The sequence below is a fragment of the Archangium sp. genome (assembly GCF_057119385.1).
In genome coordinates, this window is record NZ_DBNGVP010000102.1 from 1 (window position 1) to 15,940 (window position 15,940).

Sequence of the window (15,940 nt, forward strand, 5' to 3'; positions counted from 1 at the left end):
GCGCCGACACGAGGGTGAGCGCCTCCATGGACTCCTTCAACAGCAGCGCCGCCTCGAGGACCTTCACCCCCTTGTTCATGGTCTCGAGGAGCTCGGCGAGCTCGCGCGTGAGGTGGCCCACCAGGGCAGGCATGTCCCGCGCCGCTGCCTCCACCTGCTCCGGCTCCAACGAGGAGAGCGCCGTCATGGCGGGCTCCAGCATCTTCTGCCAGCCATCCATCCTCATGAAGAGCACCTCCACGCTGTTGAGGCGCCGGGAGAGTGCCGCATCGGTGAGGGTGAGGAAGTCGACCCATACGGCCAGCAGCAGGGAGCCCATCATCGCGGCCTCCAGCCGTGGGCCCGCCATGCGCAGCAGGGCGAGCTGCATGTCCGGGTCCTCCACCTGCGACGCCTCGGCGGCGAGCTTCGTGGCGGCGGCGAGCTCGGCGTCAATCCACCGCAGCTGAGCTTCGCCATGGTCGACGTAGCGGACGAAGATGCCGTTGCCCACGCGGGCAATGCCCGAGTAGCTGGCCTCGAGTCTGGAGAGCTCGCCGGAGAGGCGGCGGGTGGAGCCGGATACCTCGCCCACGCCCTTGCGAAAGGCCAGGTGGGCAGCGAGGGCGCTCCGCCACCCAGTCGCGTCGGAGTTGCCAGGGCCCACCGCCGTCACGGCTTCCCGGGGGCCCCGGCGACGGTGCAGCCGCTCAGGTGTCTCGGAAGCAGGAGAGGGTGGCGCCCCTCCGGCCACTGCGGTCCCGGTGGCGCCGTGCGGGGTGTAGTGCAGGCTCCGCCCCCGCACTGGCGGTGACGTCAGCGACACACAGGCGTTGGACAGCAGGGCCAGGACGAGCAGCAGTCCCGTCCCCCTCGCCCCTGACGAGTCAGCGCGCATGATCCACCTCCAGCCCATGGAAGCCGAAGGAGGCGTGAAGTTCAACGCGGTTTAGAGGAGCGAGCCTACGCGGAGAGCGCTTCCTCGTCCCCGTGGATGAGCCAGCGCCGCGCCGACTGGTCGTCCGTGAAGCGGCGGAGGATCTTGTCCGTCCCGCTCTCGCGCGCCACCCGGGCGGATGCGCCCGTCCAGGACGAGCTCGATGATGGCGTGCTGTTGGTCGACGTCGATCCGATACACGGCCACTCTCCTCGAGCCTAACATTCGTCTCCCGGGAGGTGGGATCTCCCCCCATGCCGGGGAGTCAGCTTCTCTCCAGCAAGGAGAGCAACAGCTCCAACCCTCGCGCCGCCGCCGCCCGGCGGATCTCCTTCCGGTCCCCCGTGAAGACGTGGCGCTCACCCACGTGCGTCCCATCCCGCCGGGCCACCGCGAGGTGGACGAGCCCCACGGGCTTCGCCTCCGTGCCTCCCGAGGGACCGGCGATCCCCGTCTCCGCGAGCGCCAGCGTGGCATGCGAGCGGACCAGCGCCCCCTGTGCAAGCGCCAGGGCCACCTGCTCGCTGACCGCTCCGTGAGCCACCATCAGCTCCACCGGCACGCCGAGCAGCTCCGTCTTCGCCTCGTTCGAGTAGGGCACGAAGCCGCGCTCCACCACGGCCGATGCCCCGGCGATGTCCGTGAGGCTCGCGCACACGAGTCCTCCCGTACTCGCCTCGGCCAGCACCAGCCGCTCACCCGCGCGCCGGCAGGCCTCCAACACCCGCCGCGCCCGCTCCTCCAACGAGGACTCCTCCATGGCTCAGCAGCTCGCTTCCGTCGTGGCGCACAGGACCGTCACCAGCGTCTCCTCCTTGTAGCCCACGCCCACATACCTGTCCTCCCGGGTCTGTACGAGCCCCCGGGTTTCCCGCTTCTTGAAAGGGAATTGAATTCAAGGGATCCGAGCGGGATGGGGGGGCGGGCCGGGAGATGTGACGGAGGTGCGCTAGCGGCGCCGGCGCCCGCCGCCCCCACCGCCGAAGGCGATGAGCAGCACGCCACCCACCACGCCCGCGGCGCCCAGGACCAGGTCCCGCTGGGTGCGCTCGCTGTAGCGGCCGGTGAACGTCTCCACGGCGCGCTCCGACAGCGAGCCGGTGGCACGGTAGGCGGTCACCAGGAAGACGGTACCGGCGACGACGAGCATGAATCCCACGATTCGGGCGATCCCCACGGCGTTTCCCCTCGAAAGTGTTGAGTCACGCAGGTTAGTGCGGAACGGGCTCCCCGGGGGTAGCTTCCGCGCCCATGGCGACCTCCCTCCTCGAGCTCTTCCTCTCCCGCGCCCGTCAGGCTCCCGAGCGGCCCGTCCTGGACTTCGAGCAGCGGCGCTTCACCGCCGGCCCGCTCGCCGGCCAGGTCACCGCCTTCGCCAGCGCCCTCCAGCGCCGGGGGCTGAAGTCCGGCGAGCGCGTGGCCCTCTTCCTGGAGAACAGCCCCGCCTTCGTCATCGCCTACCTGGGCACCCAAGCCGCCGGGGGCGTCGTCGTCCTCGTCAACACGCAGTACCGGCAGGTGGAGCTGGGCCACATCCTCTCCGACTCCGGCGCGCGCGCCTGTGTCACCGGGGCCGCCGGGGCCGCCGAGCTCGCCCCACTCAAGGCGCAGCTGCCCGCGCTGGAGTGGCTCGTCACCGAGCAGCAACCCGACGGGCCGCCGGGCGCGCCCGGGCCCTGGCCCACGGTGGACTTCGACGCGCTGCTCGCCGAGGGAGATGCCCACGCCTCGCTGCCCCTGCCCCGGGGCGAGCAGCTCGCCGTGCTCGGCTACACCTCCGGCACCACCGGCCGCTCCAAGGGCGCCATGCTGCTGCACCGCAACCTGCTCGCCAACGTGCGCGCCGTCGCCGAGGCCTGGCGCTGGACGGAGCACGACAGGCTCCTGCTCACCCTCCCGCTCTTCCACACCCACGGCCTCATGGTGGGCCTGCACGGCACGCTCTACTCCGGTGGCAGCGTGGACCTGCGCCGCCGCTTCGCCGCCCCCGAGGTCCTCTCCGCCCTCCAGGAGGACAGCTCCCTCACGATGTTCTTCGGCGTGCCCACCATGTACGGCCGGCTCGTCGAGGAGGCCCGCCGCACCGGGCTGCGTCCCCGTCCCCTCCGGCTGCTCGTCTCCGGCTCCGCGCCGCTCAGCCCCCAGCTCTTCCACGACGTGGAGGAGACGTTCGGCCAGCGCATCCTCGAGCGCTACGGCATGACGGAGACCCTCATGAACACCACCAACCCCTACGAGGGCGAGCGCCGCCCCGGCACCGTGGGCATGCCCTACCCCGGCCAGGAGGCGCGCGTGGTGGACGTGCGTACCCGCCAGCCGCTCCCGGACGGCGAGACGGGCGAAATCGAGGTGCGCGGCCCCCACGTCTTCGCCGGCTACTGGCAGCGCCCGGACGCCACCGCCGAGTCCTTCGACGCCGAGGGCTGGTTCCGTACCGGCGACCTCGGCCTGCGGGACAGGGACGGCTACTTCCAGATTACGGGCCGCGCGCGCGAGCTCATCATCAGCGGCGGCTTCAACGTGTACCCGCGCGAGGTGGAGGAGGTGCTCGCCACGCACCCGGGCGTCGCCGAGGTGGCGGTGCTCGGCCTGCCGGACCCGGACTTCGGCGAGCAGGTGGTGGCCGTCGTCGTCCCGCGCTCGCCCGCGCCCACGGCCCAGGCGCTGGCCGACTACTGCAAGGACCGGCTCGCCAGCTTCAAGAAGCCCCGCCGCGTCGACTTCGTGGACGCCCTGCCCCGCAACGCGCTCGGCAAGGTGCAGAAGCACCTGCTGCGCGAGCGCCTCCAGACACACGCCGCGCCCTCGAGCGTTCAGAAGCCAACAGAGCCGTGAGCGTTCGGACACAGGCAGACACTCGCAGCGGAATTCTCCTCGGGACGTAAGCGGGGTCAGTAGTGTCCACTGGGCGAGAGGAGATGGGGAGCGTGAGCGAAGCCGAGCAGCCCGAGGAGTCCACGCGGCGGGTGTCCACCGGGTCCCCCGGTCTGGACGCCTTGCTCAGGGGTGGGTGGCTCCACGGGGGCACCTATATGGTCACCGGCGCGCCCGGCACGGGGAAGACCATCCTGGGCAACCAGCTCTGCTTCTCGCACGTGGCCAACGGCGGGCGGGCGGTGTTCGTCACCATGCTGTCCGAGTCCCACGGGCGGATGACGACGCACCTGCGCCGCATGCACTTCTTCCGGCGGGACGTCATCGGCCAGGCGCTGCACTACGTGAGCGGCTACGCCACGCTCAAGGCCGAGGGCCTGGAGGGACTGGCGAAGCTGCTGTACCGCGCGGTGCGCGAGCACGAGGCCACGGTGCTGGTGGTGGACGGGCTGCTGGCGGCGCAGGAGAGCGCCGGCTCGGTGCTGGCCTTCCGCGAGTTCCTCCACGGGCTGGGCGTGCACAACGCGCTGGCCGGCTGCACCACGCTGGTGCTCACCAACCGGCAGGAGAACGCGGCGGACCCGCAGTTCGCCATGGTGGATGGGGTGGTGGTGCTCGAGCTGCAGCAGCGGGGACTGCGGGCGGTGCGCACCGTGGAGGTGACGAAGCTGCGCGGCGAGTCCCAGCTGCTCGGCCGGCACACCTTCGACATCACCGAGCAGGGGCTGAGCGTCTACCCGCGCCTGGAGAGCCTGCACCGCGAGCCACCCCAGGAGGAGCTGGAGTTGGAGCGGCGGCAGGGCTTCGGTCTGCCTCACCTGGACGAGATGATGCAGGGCGGGGTGCGGCCCCACTCGTCCACGCTGTTGCTCGGCTCGCCGGGCAGCGGCAAGACGCTGCTGGGGCTGCACTTCCTGGAGAGCGGCGCGCGCCAGGGCGAGCCCGGCCTCTACTTCGGCTTCATGGAGACGCCCCCCCGGCTGCTGGCGAAGGCCGACGGCGTGGGCCTGCGGCTGCGGCCCTGGGTGGACTCGGGCCGGCTGGTGGTGGAGACACGGGCGGCGGTGGAGACGCTCCCGGACGCGCTGGCGCACGAGCTGCTGGACCTGGTGGAGCGCCACGGCATCCAGCGGCTGGTGCTCGACGGCCTGGAGCCCCTGATGCAGGAGCCGCTGGAGCCCAGCCGGGCCCCGGGCTTCCTCACCGCGCTGCTCAACGTGCTGCGCTCCCGGGGCGTCACCTCGGTGATGACCCAGCAGACCCAGGTGCTCTTCGGCCCCCGGCTGGAAGCAAGGCTGGAGGGCGTGGAAGCCATCGTCGACAACATCGTCTTCCTCCGGTATGTGGAGTTCCGCGCCCAGCTGTACCGGATGCTGTCCATCCTCAAGATGCGCGAGAGCGACTATCAGCCCTCGCTGCGTGAATTCTCCATCTCGACTCGGGGCATCGACGTGGCCGAGACCTTCGAGAGCGCCGAGGCCATCCTCACCGGACTGGCCCGGCCGCTGAATGTGAAGACGAAGCGCTCCCGTCTCAAGAAGGCGGTCCGGCGCCAGCCCTCCCGGAAGCGGAGCCGCGCATGAGCAAGCTCCTCATCGTGGATGACGAGGTGGCCATCCTGGAGGCCCTCACGGACATTCTCTCCGTGGAGGGGTACGAGGTGTCCACCGCCGCCAACGGGGCCGAGGGACTCGACCACGTGCGCAAGGACCGCCCGGACCTCATCCTGCTGGATTTGATGATGCCGGTGATGGACGGGCAGGAGATGCTGCGCCGGCTCAAGGAGGACCCGGAGCTGCGCACCACCCCCGTGGTGGTGATGAGCGCCGGGCGCGTCTCCAAGTCGGAGCTGCAGGGCAGCCGCTTCCTCGCCAAGCCCTTCGAGCTCGATGACCTGCTGGACACCGTGGCCGCCGAGCTGAACAAGGCGCACTGAGGCGCACTCCCTCTCCCCCCGGGCGGGGTGGGGGTCTACACCCCGGGCACCCTCAGGTCCCGCTCCCGCCCGTGGCCGCGCGGAACAGGTGCGTGCGGTAGTGCGTCAGCTCGGCGATGCTCGCGCGCAGGTCCGCCAGCGCCGTGTGCCCCGACGACGTCTTCTTGAGCGGCACCATGTCCGGGAACCACGCGTTGCCCAGCACCTTGATGCTCGTCACGTCCACCTGCCGGTAGTGCAGGTAGCGGTCCAGCATCGGCATGTACTTCGCCAGGAAGCGCCGGTCCGTGTGGATGGAGTTGCCACACAGGATGCCCTCGTTCATCCCACAGTGCTTCATCACCAGCTCGGTGATTTCCCGCTCGGCCACGCGCAGCGACGTCGAGGACTCGCGCACCTTCTTGAGCAGCCCGTTGCGCGTGTGCATCTCCTTCACCACCGGCTCCATCCGGCCCAGCGCCTCGTCCGGCTGCCAGATGACCCGCTCCATCTCCGCCTTCGGCACCAGGTCCGGCCCCGTGATGATGACCCCGATCTCGATGATGACCGATTCATCGGGGTCCAGTCCGGTCATCTCCAGATCGAGCCAGACGAAACACGGGGGCGAGGTCGGTGCGGGCATGGGACGCGCAGTCTACCCCGGGTTTCCAGAACGGGGACGGATACCCGCACCTTCAGGGTCTCGCCTCGACCTCCAGCGTCCCGCCCAGGAAGCGCGTGAACCAGCCCGCCGCCAGCTCCGCCACCCGCTCCAGCGCTCCTCGCTCCTCGAACAGGTGCGTCGCCCCCGGAATCACCTCCAGCGCCTTCGGCGCAATCATCTGCTCCAGCGCCCGCTCGTTCAGGTCCAGCACGATGTCATCCGCCCCTCCCACGATGAGCAGCGTCGGCGCCCTCACCCGCTGCAGCGCGCCCCCCGCCAGGTCCGCCCTCCCTCCCCGCGACACCACCGCGCCGATCGCCTCCGGCTTCTCCGCCGCCGCCACCAGCGCCGCCGCCGCCCCCGTGCTCGAGCCGAAGTAGCCCACCCTCAGCCGGCTCAACTCCGGATTCGCGAACACCCAGTCCGTCACCTGCCCCAACCGCCTCGCCAGGAAGTCGATGTCGAAGCGCAATTCCCCCGTCACCTCGTCCTCCGCTTCCTCGTCCTCCGTCAGCAGGTCGAACAGCAGCGTCCCCAACCCCGCCGTCCTCAGCGTGTACGCCACGTACCGGTTGCGCGGGCTGTGCCGGCTGCTCCCACTGCCGTGCGCGAAGATGACCAGCCCCCGCGCCCCATCCGGCACCGCGAGCGTCCCCCCGAGCCGCGCTCCTCCCGCCACCACCTCGACTTCCCGTTCCACCGCCATGTCGCTCCTCCTCTGAAGCTCACACCCACCACGCATCCCCGGCGTTCATCGCCGACTCGGGCCCCTGCTCCCTCCGCATCCGCGCCAGCACCGCCTGCACCTCCTCGTCCGTCGTCTGCCGGAAGTCGTCGTAGAACTCGCCCACCGAGCTCATGAACTCGGCCGGGTGCACGCACACCACCTCGTCCGCCTCCGCGCTCAGCGCGTCCAGCGACTCCACCGCTCCCACCGGTACCGCGAGGATGATTCTGCGCGGACGCCGCGTCCTCAGCGCCCGGAGGGCCGCTCGCACCGTGCCGCCCGTGGCCACGCCATCGTCCACCAGGATGACCGTGCGGCCCTCGAGCACGGGCGCCGGCCGCACGCCCCGGAACCGGGCAATACGGGCCGCCACCTCCCGCGCCTCCCGCTCGGCCGTCTGCATCACCTCCGTCTCGGAGAAGCCCAGCGAGCGCATCATCTCCCGGTCCAGGAAGAGCGCCCCGCCCTCGGCCACCGCCCCCAGGCCCAGCTCCGGCTGCCCCGGCGCCCCCACCTTGCGCACCACCCATACGTCCAGCGGCGCCCCGAGCGCCCGGGCCACCTCGTTCGCCACCGGAATCCCGCCGCGCGGCAGGCCGAGCACCAGGGGCGACTCGGCCGCGTATCCCGTCAACAGGGCCGCCAGCTGCCGGCCCGCGTCCGTCCTGTCTCGAAAGCGCATGGCTCCTCCCGGGGGCGAGGGTCTCCCCTCTAGGAGAAGCACGGCGCGCGCCATTGGCTCCCGGCACGCCTCCGAGGGCCGGGACGCCCTCTCGGCACGGGTGCGCGAATCCCGCGACCCGGGAGGCCCGGAATGAGGGATGATGCGCCCCACCCGCCCCGGCCAGTCCGGCCCCGCGGGATGCGGAGGGGACCATGGACCTGACCGTCTTCAGCGGCACCGCGAACCGCCCCCTGGGCGAGGCCCTCGCCTGGGCACTCGGCAGCCCCCTCGGCGGCTGCAAGCTCGAGCGCTTCCCGGATGGCGAGCAGCATGTGGAGCTCGGCGAGGACGTGCGCGGGCGCAACGTGTGCATCATCCAGCCCACCGCGCCGCCGGTGGGGGAGAACCTGCTGGAGCTGCTGCTGATGGCGGACGCGTGCTGGCGCGCGGGCGCGGCGCGCATCATGGCGGTACTGCCCTACTTCGGCTACGCGCGGCAGGACCGGCGCACCAACCCCGGCGAGGCGCTCGGCGGCAAGCTGGTGGCGGACCTGCTGGTGCGCGGGCACTTCGACCGGCTGATGGCGGTGAACCTGCACACGGCCTCGCTGGAGGGGTGCTTCACCGTGCCGCTGGAGCACCTCAACGCGGGCACGCTGCTGGCCGAGGCCGTGCGGCCCTACGCGGGCCCGGGCGCGGTGGTGGTGTCCCCGGACCTGGGCGCGGTGAAGCTGGCCGAGCGGTATGCGCGGCAGCTCGGACTGCCCATGGCCATCGTGCACAAGAGCCGGACGAGTGGCTCCGAGGTGAACGTCCGGGGACTGGTGGGCGAGGTGCGCGGACTGCGGCCCATCATCGTGGATGACCTCATCTCCACCGCGGGCACCATCGCGGCGACGGCGGAAGCGGTGCTCGAGGCGGGCAGCGCCGACGACATCACCGTGGTGGCCACACACGCGCTGCTGGTGGGCCCCGCGGTGGAGCGGCTGAGCAAGGTGCCCATCCGCCGCCTCCTCTCCACCGACAGCCTGGTGCCGCCCAAGGGGCTGCCCTTCCAGCACGAGGTGGTGAGCCTCGCCCCGCTGCTCGCCGACGCCATCTGCCGCGTCACGGCCCACGTGCGCCCGCGCTGAGAGAGACCTCCCGGGCGCGCGAGTCAGCAACTGGTCCGATGGTCGGACCAGTTGGCGCCGCTCGCCGCCGGAGGGTGCTCAGGCGCGCAGCACATCTCCCGGTAGAGCGGGTTGGAGAACTCCTGGCCCCCCGCTCGCGCCATGCGCACCAGCCCCAGGTCCTGGACGAAGCGCAGATCATCCTCGGGCACATTACCCAGGGCGAGACCCGCGAGAATCAGATCAAGGATGCAACGCACACGCGGCTTTCGCAGGTGCTGAGCGAGGTGATGAAGGTGGGTGCCCTGGCACTGGAGGAGAATGTTCTTGGCAGCGTCCACATCAGTGGCTGTGAGCGCTTGACTCCGGTCGGGTACCAACTGCTCCACCACAGGGCGTTGACCAGCCAGGGCTGGCCTTGCGTCCAATAGAACGCCCGGTCGATGGCCTCTGGGAGGAACATCTGCCCGGTGTCATCTGTGTGTTGCTGGTACAACTCGGCGACCTCGTCGCGCGTGAAGTTGCGCAGGGTGAGCGACTCCGCCGTGATGTTGAAGAAGCTGGCGGCGCTCATACGGTCTTGAGCCCCGGAGGTCACCTTGTAGTCACGCATCTCATGAAGGCCGCACAAGACAACAGAGGAGGGGAAGGCCACGGGGCGGTCAGGAAAGCCAGCGCGCAACTGGCGCAGCACGCTCAAGAGGCTCAGGCCGCTCAGGGCATCGATTTCGTCGAAGAAGAGCACCAGAGGCCGGGGGCAGGTACGCGCCCAGCTGGAAAGAGCCGAGTCCAGGAGCGTGCTCTCGGGTGCCTTGGGAAAGGGCGGCGGACACAATTCCGCAGGCAGATGGAGTCTGGCTCCGTGGTGTATGCGCGAGAGGATGGCCCGCTGGACCTCGGCGAAATCGTCCCCGGCCACCGCACCCTCATTGAAGGAGACGTAAAGCGCGGCGTAGCAGTTAGAGGCAGTAAGCTCTGCCGCCAACGCCCGCAGCACCGTCGTTTTGCCCACCAACCTCGGGGAATGGAGGACCCAGAAGCACTGCTGCTCGATGAGCCGGTGCACCTCGGGCAAACGCCGCAGTGGCGGCAGCAGGTAATGGGTGGCCGCATGGCACGGGCCATCGGTGTTGAAACAGCGAGGCATGCAGGCACGGTAGCAGGAGCAAGAACATGTTGGGCCATGCACGCCAGAGCAACTCGCTGGCTCCACAGGCCCATTGCCTACGAGCGTTCATCCCGTGGGCTTGACCTTGTTTTCCGAGCCCTACAACGATAGCAGAGTCTTGAACACGACGACGCAAAGACGAGGGACACAGTGGCGCCACCTTTTGAGGGGAACACCCGACAGTTACTGGACACGGTGACGCACCACTTTCTTGAGACCGGCGAACAGATCTCTGGGAAGCGGCTCCGCAAAGCACACCGCATGGAACGTGAACCGTTCAATGCAGCGATGGCGGCGCTTGTTCCGATTTATGTGGAGCAGGTTAATTCGCAGCACAATGACCTGTACTCGCCCACGCTCCGCGGCATGCTTGAGTCCAGCTCTGCGGTCCGCTCGATGCGGCTTGTTGAATCCGTGCTCAAGCGTCTGCGACACGAGTTTGAAGAGGACCCAGACGTACGTTGGTTTACGTGGGCAAAGATGCGGGAAAGTGACGCAACTCTCACAAACGCTGATTACCAAGCGGTCTTGTCACTCCTTAGCTGTGCTCGTCTGAGCAACGGAATTAATTCAGATGCCCCATCTAGGGCTTTCAGATGCCACGTACCCAACGACATCGAAGACCTTGTCAAACTCGACACCGCAAGGTTGCTCGCTTCTCGTATCCAAGAGTTAGAGCGCAAACATCTAAGCGATGTACCAAATCTGCCGCTCCCCACGGTGTTATTGCGCAATGACATCCCGGAAAAGGACAAGCCAGCAGCCCCGCACTCGGGCCTTCTCGAATCCGCTCCACAACCTCTCGACGATGACGACACCAGCACACTCGACCTCATCGAGCCCTTCGACCCAGCGAAGATCCGCATCGAAACGAAGGTGATGACCGTCGATCTACTGCTCAAGCGTTTGAAGGAGCAGGAAATCGACCTCATGCCCGACTTTCAGCGAGAGGGAGGTCTGTGGAAGGAACGAGAGCAGAGCCGCCTTATCGAGTCGCTACTCGTGCGCATTCCGATTCCAGCATTCTACATGGATGCCACCAATGAAGAGCGGTGGCTCGTCGTTGACGGCCTGCAACGGTTGACGGTTTTCAAGCGGTTCATCTTGGATGGCACGCTAGAGCTTTCCCAGCTCGAGTTCCTCCGCCAGTTTGAAGGCATGAAGTTCCAGCAGCTCCCCCGCCCAATGCAGCGGCGCATCGAGGAGACCCAGGTCACGGTGTCCCTCATCCAGCCTGGAACGCCGGAAGACGTGCGCTACTACCTCTTCAAGCGCATCAACACCGGCGGGCTCCCGCTCACCCCGCAGGAAATTCGGCATGCCTTGAACCAAGGGCCTGCCTCAAAGCTCCTCGCTGAACTCGCCCGCGAGGAGGTGTTCATCCAAGCCACCGGAGGCAGCCTGCGCGCACAACGGATGGCAGACCGCGAGTGCATACTCCGTTTCTTCGCCTTCCGCCTGACGAGCATTGAGCACTACCGCAGCCAGGATCTCGATGGCTTCCTGAACGATGCCATGCGGCAGATGAACAAGATGGAGTCCGCCAGCCTTGAGGAGCTCTCACGTTCCTTCCTGCGAGCAATGAAGGCTGCGCACGAAATCCTTGGTCGTTACGCCTTCAGGAAACGGACGCAGGCAAACGACCGGATGAACCCGATCAACAAGGCGCTTTTCGAAACCTGGTCGGTGAACCTCTCCCTCCACTCCGACGACGAACTCGCTCGCTTGACCGAAAGACGCGAGCAAGTGAACCAGGCTTCGATGAAGCTCCTCTCGGAGGATTCGGAGTTCGCCCTATCGGTGACACAGGCCACGGGCGACGCCAAGCGCGTGCGCATCCGGTTCGAGCGTGTTGCCGAGTTGCTGCGAGGTGTACTGAAATGATCACCGGAATTACCCTGACGAACCTGAAGTGCTTCGCGCAGCAGAACGTTCCACTGGGAGCGCTGACCTTGTTGACTGGAATCAACGGGACAGGGAAATCTACAGTCATCCAGTCGTTACTGCTGCTCCGGCAATCGTGGCTCCGCGAGCTCCTGCCAAAAGGTGCTCTGGCGCTCAACGGCGAACTTGTAGAGATGGGAACGGGGCGAGATGCCCTCTACGAGGGCGCCGCCAAGGACGAAATCGGCATCGGCCTGCAGTGGGATGACAGCAAGGCGAAGTGGTTTTTCAATGTGAGCCCGGAACTCGACGTGCTCACCATGAAATCCGACCCAATCCCAGAACAGGCGTACCAACAGAGCCCATTTCGGGATGGGTTCCAGTACCTCACCGCGGAGCGAATCGGTCCTCGAGTCGCCTTTCCAACCTCCACCCATGCGGTCCGCGAGCAGCGGCAGCTCGGGCGAAGCGGCGAGTACGCAGCCCACTATCTAGCCATCTTCGGCACGGAGAAAGTCCAGCTTCCCGCGCTCATTCGCGAGGACGCTGCCTCCTCGTCGCTCCTCAACCAGGTGGAGGCATGGCTGAGCGTGGTCAGTCCCGGCACCCAGCTCCGGATCCAGGAGTTTGCAAACCTCAATCTGGCCGAACTCCGCTATGCCTTCTCCGGTGGCGACGTCGCCAGCCGCAGCTATCGGTCAACGAATGTCGGCTTTGGTCTCACTTATGCACTGCCAATCCTCGTGGCGGTGCTCGGAGCCAGACCGGGGTCACTCGTCATCATCGAGAACCCCGAAGCGCATCTGCACCCGCGCGGACAGGAAGCACTGGGTGAGTTCCTCGTGCGTGCGGCGAAAGAGGGTGTGCAGGTTGTAGTGGAGACCCACAGCGACCACGTGCTGAATGGAGTACGACTCGCGATAGCGAAAAAGCTCATCCAGCCAGAGTTGGTACGAACCCACTTCTTCCATCGTCGTGCCGGAGAAGGCGCACGAGGAATGGTGTCGCCGCAGATAGACGCAGATGGACGGCTATCCGACTGGCCTCGCGACTTCTTCGACCAATGGGATCGGAGCCTGGAGGAACTGCTCAGTATCAATGAGGCTACTCGATGAGCAGGGAACTCTTCTTCAACGAGCTGTCCGCTACGCCCGTCGCCAATCGCCATGCTGCACGGGAGATGATGAAGGCGCTCGTCGACACGATACAGGCCTCGTGGCGCGCTGGCGGGAAGAACTTCCGTGCCGAACGGGAACTTGGACTGCTAGAGATCAGCGAAGGATATTCGGTGCGCGATTGGCGCAACGATGATGACGTCCCGCGTGAACTCCGGAGTGCATGGCGCAGCATACAGACCAAATCACCCTTGGTGCGACCAGACACGGCTCCAGAGGAACGGAGTCGACTGCTGGGCGGAGAATGCACGTTCGAGGGGACCTCCGCATACGGACTCGCAGCGGCAGTGCAACTCGGAGGACTGGCGATCAGCATGCCCAGCCACGAGAAATGGCAGCGTGCACTCCTGAAGGCCACACTGACAGAGCTGAGCGAAGACGATGTCACCCCAACTGAAGTGGAGATCCGGCACGCAGCAGTGGAAGCCCACGTCGCAGCGCACCGCGAGTGGCTGAAACCACCGCTGAATGAACCAACCGACGCGAGAGACCTGTGGAAGAGACGTGCTGAACTCTACCCAGCGCTTGAGTTCTGCGCACACGTGGAGAATGCACTCGAAGCGTTCGGCTCAGGAACGGATCTCTTCAAGCAGGTCAAAGCGCGGCTGCGCGACTTGCAAGACTTCTTTTCGGCGTGGGATGGCAAGGTATTCGACCCGGACAAAGTCCCGTTCAAAGTCACGCCGGACAGCCCGACGCAACTGAGGGAGTATCCAGGCGAGCGGACATTCCTGTGTCCAGACGGCGTCACGCGTCTTTTTCGGTGGAAAACGAAGCTGCCGGATGGACACCGGCTCTATTTCGACCCTCAGGAATCAACGTGCAAGGCAATCATCGGCGACGTGGGACCGCACAAGCACTGAAGTAGTCAGTGAGAAGCAACTCAATCCCGCCCCGAGCGCACTTCCACAACTCGCTGATTGGCCTCACTCCTGCGCCTCCGCCTGTTTCGCCTCGCGACGGCTTCTTTCAAATTTGGAGTCGGTCCAGGCGGTTTCTCCAAAATCTTCTGCACGTGCTCGAAGTCCGCATCCGACAGAACGATGCGTTCACGCTGAGCGAGCCATTCCACGTACTCTTCTGAATCAGTCGCTCCGGGCTGAATCATGCTCTTCTCCCAAGAGCCGAAAGTGGTCTCGATAGGACCCTCTCGGGTGCGCTCTCCTGAAACTCGTCCAACTGTTGAACAAGTTCAAGCACCGGCCCGCTCCGTCCGGCGCCGCTGCACCAGTGTCTCGAACACGAGATACGAGAGCAGCACCAGCCCCGCGAACACCCCCGTCGTCCCCACCAGCCACCGGTACTCCAGCGGCTCGCTCACGTGCCCCAGCACCGCCTCCAGCAACGAGCCGGGCCGGTTCAGCACGTTCCAGCTGTTCCACCGCTCGAAGCGCCCCAGGTAGATGCCGTAGCCGCACAACACCGACACCGCCAGCACCCCTCCCCACGCCGCCACCCGCCCCCACCGCTCCTCCAACAGCCGCTTCCACACCTCCAGCGACAACAACCCCAACAGCCACCCCGTCGCCGCGAAGCTCGCCAGCATCGCCGCGTCGAACCACAGCGGCACCCCAGGCCTCGGCTTCAGGTGGATGAAGTCCGTCAGCAGGTACGGCGCGTTCGGAAACGCCAGCAGCCACGCCCCTCCCAGGGGCAACAGGTTCCACGCCCTCGCCTCACCCCGCGCCTGCAGCAGCCTCGCCAGCAGCGCGATCCCGTACGGCACCCACGCCAGGAACAGGTTCCACACCAGGAAGATGAAGCTCCTCCTCCCACTCCACTCCAGCCGCAGGCAGAGCATCACCACCGCCACCGCGCTGCTCCACAGCACCGGCGGCAATCCGTGGTGACGCAGGAGGGACAGCACTCGGGCACGTGAGGTCATCATGATTCACCGGGGTGTGGCCCCGAGGCCACGGTCAGTTCCGCCCCTCCGCGTCCCCCGCTGACACGAAGGCACGGCAACCGTGGCCACTCGGAGACAGCGCGACACGTGGGCGGGGCGGGAAGGCATCCACCCGGGGGACAGAGCAAGCCCCGGGCCATTCCCCCGGCCTCCGGTTAATCTCCCCTCCCATGTCCGACACGCTGCTCACCCACCTCGAAGCCGGAGTCCTCTCCCTCACCTTCAACCGGCCCCAGAAGAAGAACGCCTTCACCGGCGAGATGTACGACGCGGCCGCCCGCGCCCTCGTCGAGGCCGACGCCAATGACGCCGTGCGCGTGGTGGTCCTCACCGGCTCGGGCGGCACCTTCACCGCGGGCAATGACTTGAAGGACTTCCTCGAGCACCCGCCCACCGGCGAGAGCAGCCCCGTCTTCCGCTTCCTGGCCGCCCTGGCCCACCTCTCGCGCCCCGTGGTGGCCGGCGTGGATGGCGTGGCCGTGGGCATCGGCACCACCCTGCTGCTGCACTGTGACTACGTCGCCGCCTCCGAGCGCGCCGTCTTCAGCATGCCCTTCGTCAACCTCGGCCTCAGCCCCGAGGGCGCCTCCAGCGTGCTGCTGCCCCGCGTGGCCGGCATGGCGCTCGCCTCCGAGCTGCTCATGTTCGGCGACCCCTTCGACGCGCCCACCGCCCTGCGCGCCGGCATCATCAACCAGGTGGTGCCCGAGGCCAGCCTCGCCGAGGTGGTCCAGAAGCGCGCCGCCGCGCTCGCCGCCAAGCCCCTCGAGTCCCTGCGCCTCACCAAACGCCTGCTGCGCGAGCCCCTGCGCGCCACCGTGGACGACGCCCTCTCGCGCGAGGGCGCACTCTTCATCCAACGGCTCGGCTCCGCCGAGGCCCGCGAGGCCTTCAACGCCTTCCTGTCCAAGAAGAAGTAGCGGACGCAGTCGCTC

The 15,940-nt window shown here is 67.4% G+C and carries 17 protein-coding genes and 1 pseudogene; 8 read left to right on the forward strand and 10 right to left on the reverse strand.

The window, feature by feature from the left end:
* From AC16DP_RS24720 to AC16DP_RS24730, 3 genes and pseudogenes are all read right to left on the reverse strand, one after another.
* Positions 1-877 (reverse strand): annotated as a pseudogene (locus AC16DP_RS24720) (DUF2380 domain-containing protein); the annotation flags it as partial.
* A 304-nt stretch (positions 878-1,181) separates the two neighbouring features.
* Positions 1,182-1,676, reverse strand: a complete 495-nt coding sequence (locus tag AC16DP_RS24725; protein WP_414640739.1) for a CinA family protein — start codon at positions 1,674-1,676, stop codon at positions 1,182-1,184.
* Positions 1,677-1,865: 189 nt separating this feature from the next.
* On the reverse strand, positions 1,866-2,093 hold the full coding sequence (locus AC16DP_RS24730) for a DUF3185 family protein (RefSeq protein WP_329730110.1): 228 nt from the start codon (positions 2,091-2,093) through the stop codon (positions 1,866-1,868).
* Positions 2,094-2,167: 74 nt separating this feature from the next.
* On the opposite strand from AC16DP_RS24730, the gene AC16DP_RS24735 reads away from it, so the two are divergent.
* The 3 genes from AC16DP_RS24735 (at position 2,168) to AC16DP_RS24745 (ending at position 5,726) form a co-directional block, all read left to right on the forward strand.
* Positions 2,168-3,751, forward strand: coding sequence for a class I adenylate-forming enzyme family protein (locus AC16DP_RS24735; RefSeq protein ID WP_329730111.1), 1,584 nt, complete (start codon positions 2,168-2,170; stop codon positions 3,749-3,751).
* Positions 3,752-3,843: 92 nt separating this feature from the next.
* Positions 3,844-5,373, forward strand: a complete 1,530-nt coding sequence (locus AC16DP_RS24740) for an ATPase domain-containing protein (protein WP_414640740.1) — start codon at positions 3,844-3,846, stop codon at positions 5,371-5,373.
* Complete coding sequence (locus AC16DP_RS24745; RefSeq protein ID WP_329730113.1) at positions 5,370-5,726, forward strand: response regulator; 357 nt, start codon at positions 5,370-5,372, stop codon at positions 5,724-5,726. The genes AC16DP_RS24740 and AC16DP_RS24745 overlap by 4 nt, the downstream gene beginning before the upstream one ends.
* A 52-nt stretch (positions 5,727-5,778) precedes the next feature.
* Here AC16DP_RS24745 and orn read toward each other — a convergent pair whose 3' ends face one another.
* The 3 genes from orn to AC16DP_RS24760 are packed head-to-tail and all read right to left on the reverse strand — an operon-like array spanning position 5,779 to position 7,778.
* Positions 5,779-6,348: an oligoribonuclease gene (gene orn, locus AC16DP_RS24750; RefSeq protein ID WP_329730114.1), complete on the reverse strand. Its 570-nt coding sequence runs from the start codon at positions 6,346-6,348 to the stop codon at positions 5,779-5,781.
* 52 nt (positions 6,349-6,400) lie between these two features.
* The gene (locus tag AC16DP_RS24755) at positions 6,401-7,075 is read right to left on the reverse strand and encodes a dienelactone hydrolase family protein (protein ID WP_329730115.1); all 675 of its coding nucleotides are present in this window, start codon (positions 7,073-7,075) and stop codon (positions 6,401-6,403) included.
* Positions 7,076-7,094: 19 nt separating this feature from the next.
* Positions 7,095-7,778: a phosphoribosyltransferase gene (locus AC16DP_RS24760; RefSeq protein WP_329730116.1), complete on the reverse strand. Its 684-nt coding sequence runs from the start codon at positions 7,776-7,778 to the stop codon at positions 7,095-7,097.
* A 194-nt stretch (positions 7,779-7,972) separates the two neighbouring features.
* On the opposite strand from AC16DP_RS24760, the gene AC16DP_RS24765 reads away from it, so the two are divergent.
* Complete coding sequence (locus AC16DP_RS24765) at positions 7,973-8,893, forward strand: ribose-phosphate diphosphokinase (RefSeq protein ID WP_329730117.1); 921 nt, start codon at positions 7,973-7,975, stop codon at positions 8,891-8,893.
* A gap of 23 nt (positions 8,894-8,916) precedes the next feature.
* Here the strand turns inward: AC16DP_RS24765 and AC16DP_RS24770 are convergent, their stop codons facing one another.
* A complete protein-coding gene (locus AC16DP_RS24770; protein WP_329730118.1) occupies positions 8,917-9,132 on the reverse strand; it encodes a hypothetical protein in 216 nt (71 codons plus the stop codon).
* The gene (locus tag AC16DP_RS24775) at positions 9,111-10,019 is read right to left on the reverse strand and encodes an ATP-binding protein (RefSeq protein ID WP_329730119.1); all 909 of its coding nucleotides are present in this window, start codon (positions 10,017-10,019) and stop codon (positions 9,111-9,113) included. Before AC16DP_RS24775 ends, AC16DP_RS24770 begins: the two co-directional genes overlap by 22 nt.
* A 171-nt stretch (positions 10,020-10,190) precedes the next feature.
* On the opposite strand from AC16DP_RS24775, the gene AC16DP_RS24780 reads away from it, so the two are divergent.
* The 3 genes from AC16DP_RS24780 to AC16DP_RS24790 are packed head-to-tail and all read left to right on the forward strand — an operon-like array spanning position 10,191 to position 13,962.
* Positions 10,191-11,924 carry a DUF262 domain-containing protein gene (locus tag AC16DP_RS24780; RefSeq protein WP_329730120.1) on the forward strand — a complete coding sequence of 578 codons (1,734 nt, stop codon included), beginning with the start codon at positions 10,191-10,193 and terminating at the stop codon, positions 11,922-11,924.
* Positions 11,921-13,039, forward strand: coding sequence for an AAA family ATPase (locus AC16DP_RS24785; protein WP_329730121.1), 1,119 nt, complete (start codon positions 11,921-11,923; stop codon positions 13,037-13,039). Before AC16DP_RS24780 ends, AC16DP_RS24785 begins: the two co-directional genes overlap by 4 nt.
* The gene (locus AC16DP_RS24790) at positions 13,036-13,962 is read left to right on the forward strand and encodes a hypothetical protein (protein ID WP_329730122.1); all 927 of its coding nucleotides are present in this window, start codon (positions 13,036-13,038) and stop codon (positions 13,960-13,962) included. The genes AC16DP_RS24785 and AC16DP_RS24790 overlap by 4 nt, the downstream gene beginning before the upstream one ends.
* 20 nt (positions 13,963-13,982) lie before the next feature.
* Here AC16DP_RS24790 and AC16DP_RS24795 read toward each other — a convergent pair whose 3' ends face one another.
* Both AC16DP_RS24795 and AC16DP_RS24800 read right to left on the reverse strand, forming a co-directional pair.
* The gene (locus AC16DP_RS24795) at positions 13,983-14,207 is read right to left on the reverse strand and encodes a type II toxin -antitoxin system TacA 1-like antitoxin (RefSeq protein WP_414640741.1); all 225 of its coding nucleotides are present in this window, start codon (positions 14,205-14,207) and stop codon (positions 13,983-13,985) included.
* A gap of 84 nt (positions 14,208-14,291) precedes the next feature.
* Positions 14,292-14,987, reverse strand: a complete 696-nt coding sequence (locus AC16DP_RS24800) for a DUF1361 domain-containing protein (RefSeq protein WP_329730123.1) — start codon at positions 14,985-14,987, stop codon at positions 14,292-14,294.
* Positions 14,988-15,175: 188 nt separating this feature from the next.
* Between AC16DP_RS24800 and AC16DP_RS24805 the strand changes: the two genes are divergently transcribed.
* On the forward strand, positions 15,176-15,925 hold the full coding sequence (locus AC16DP_RS24805) for an enoyl-CoA hydratase (RefSeq protein ID WP_329730124.1): 750 nt from the start codon (positions 15,176-15,178) through the stop codon (positions 15,923-15,925).
* The last annotated feature ends 15 nt before the right edge of the window (positions 15,926-15,940 follow it).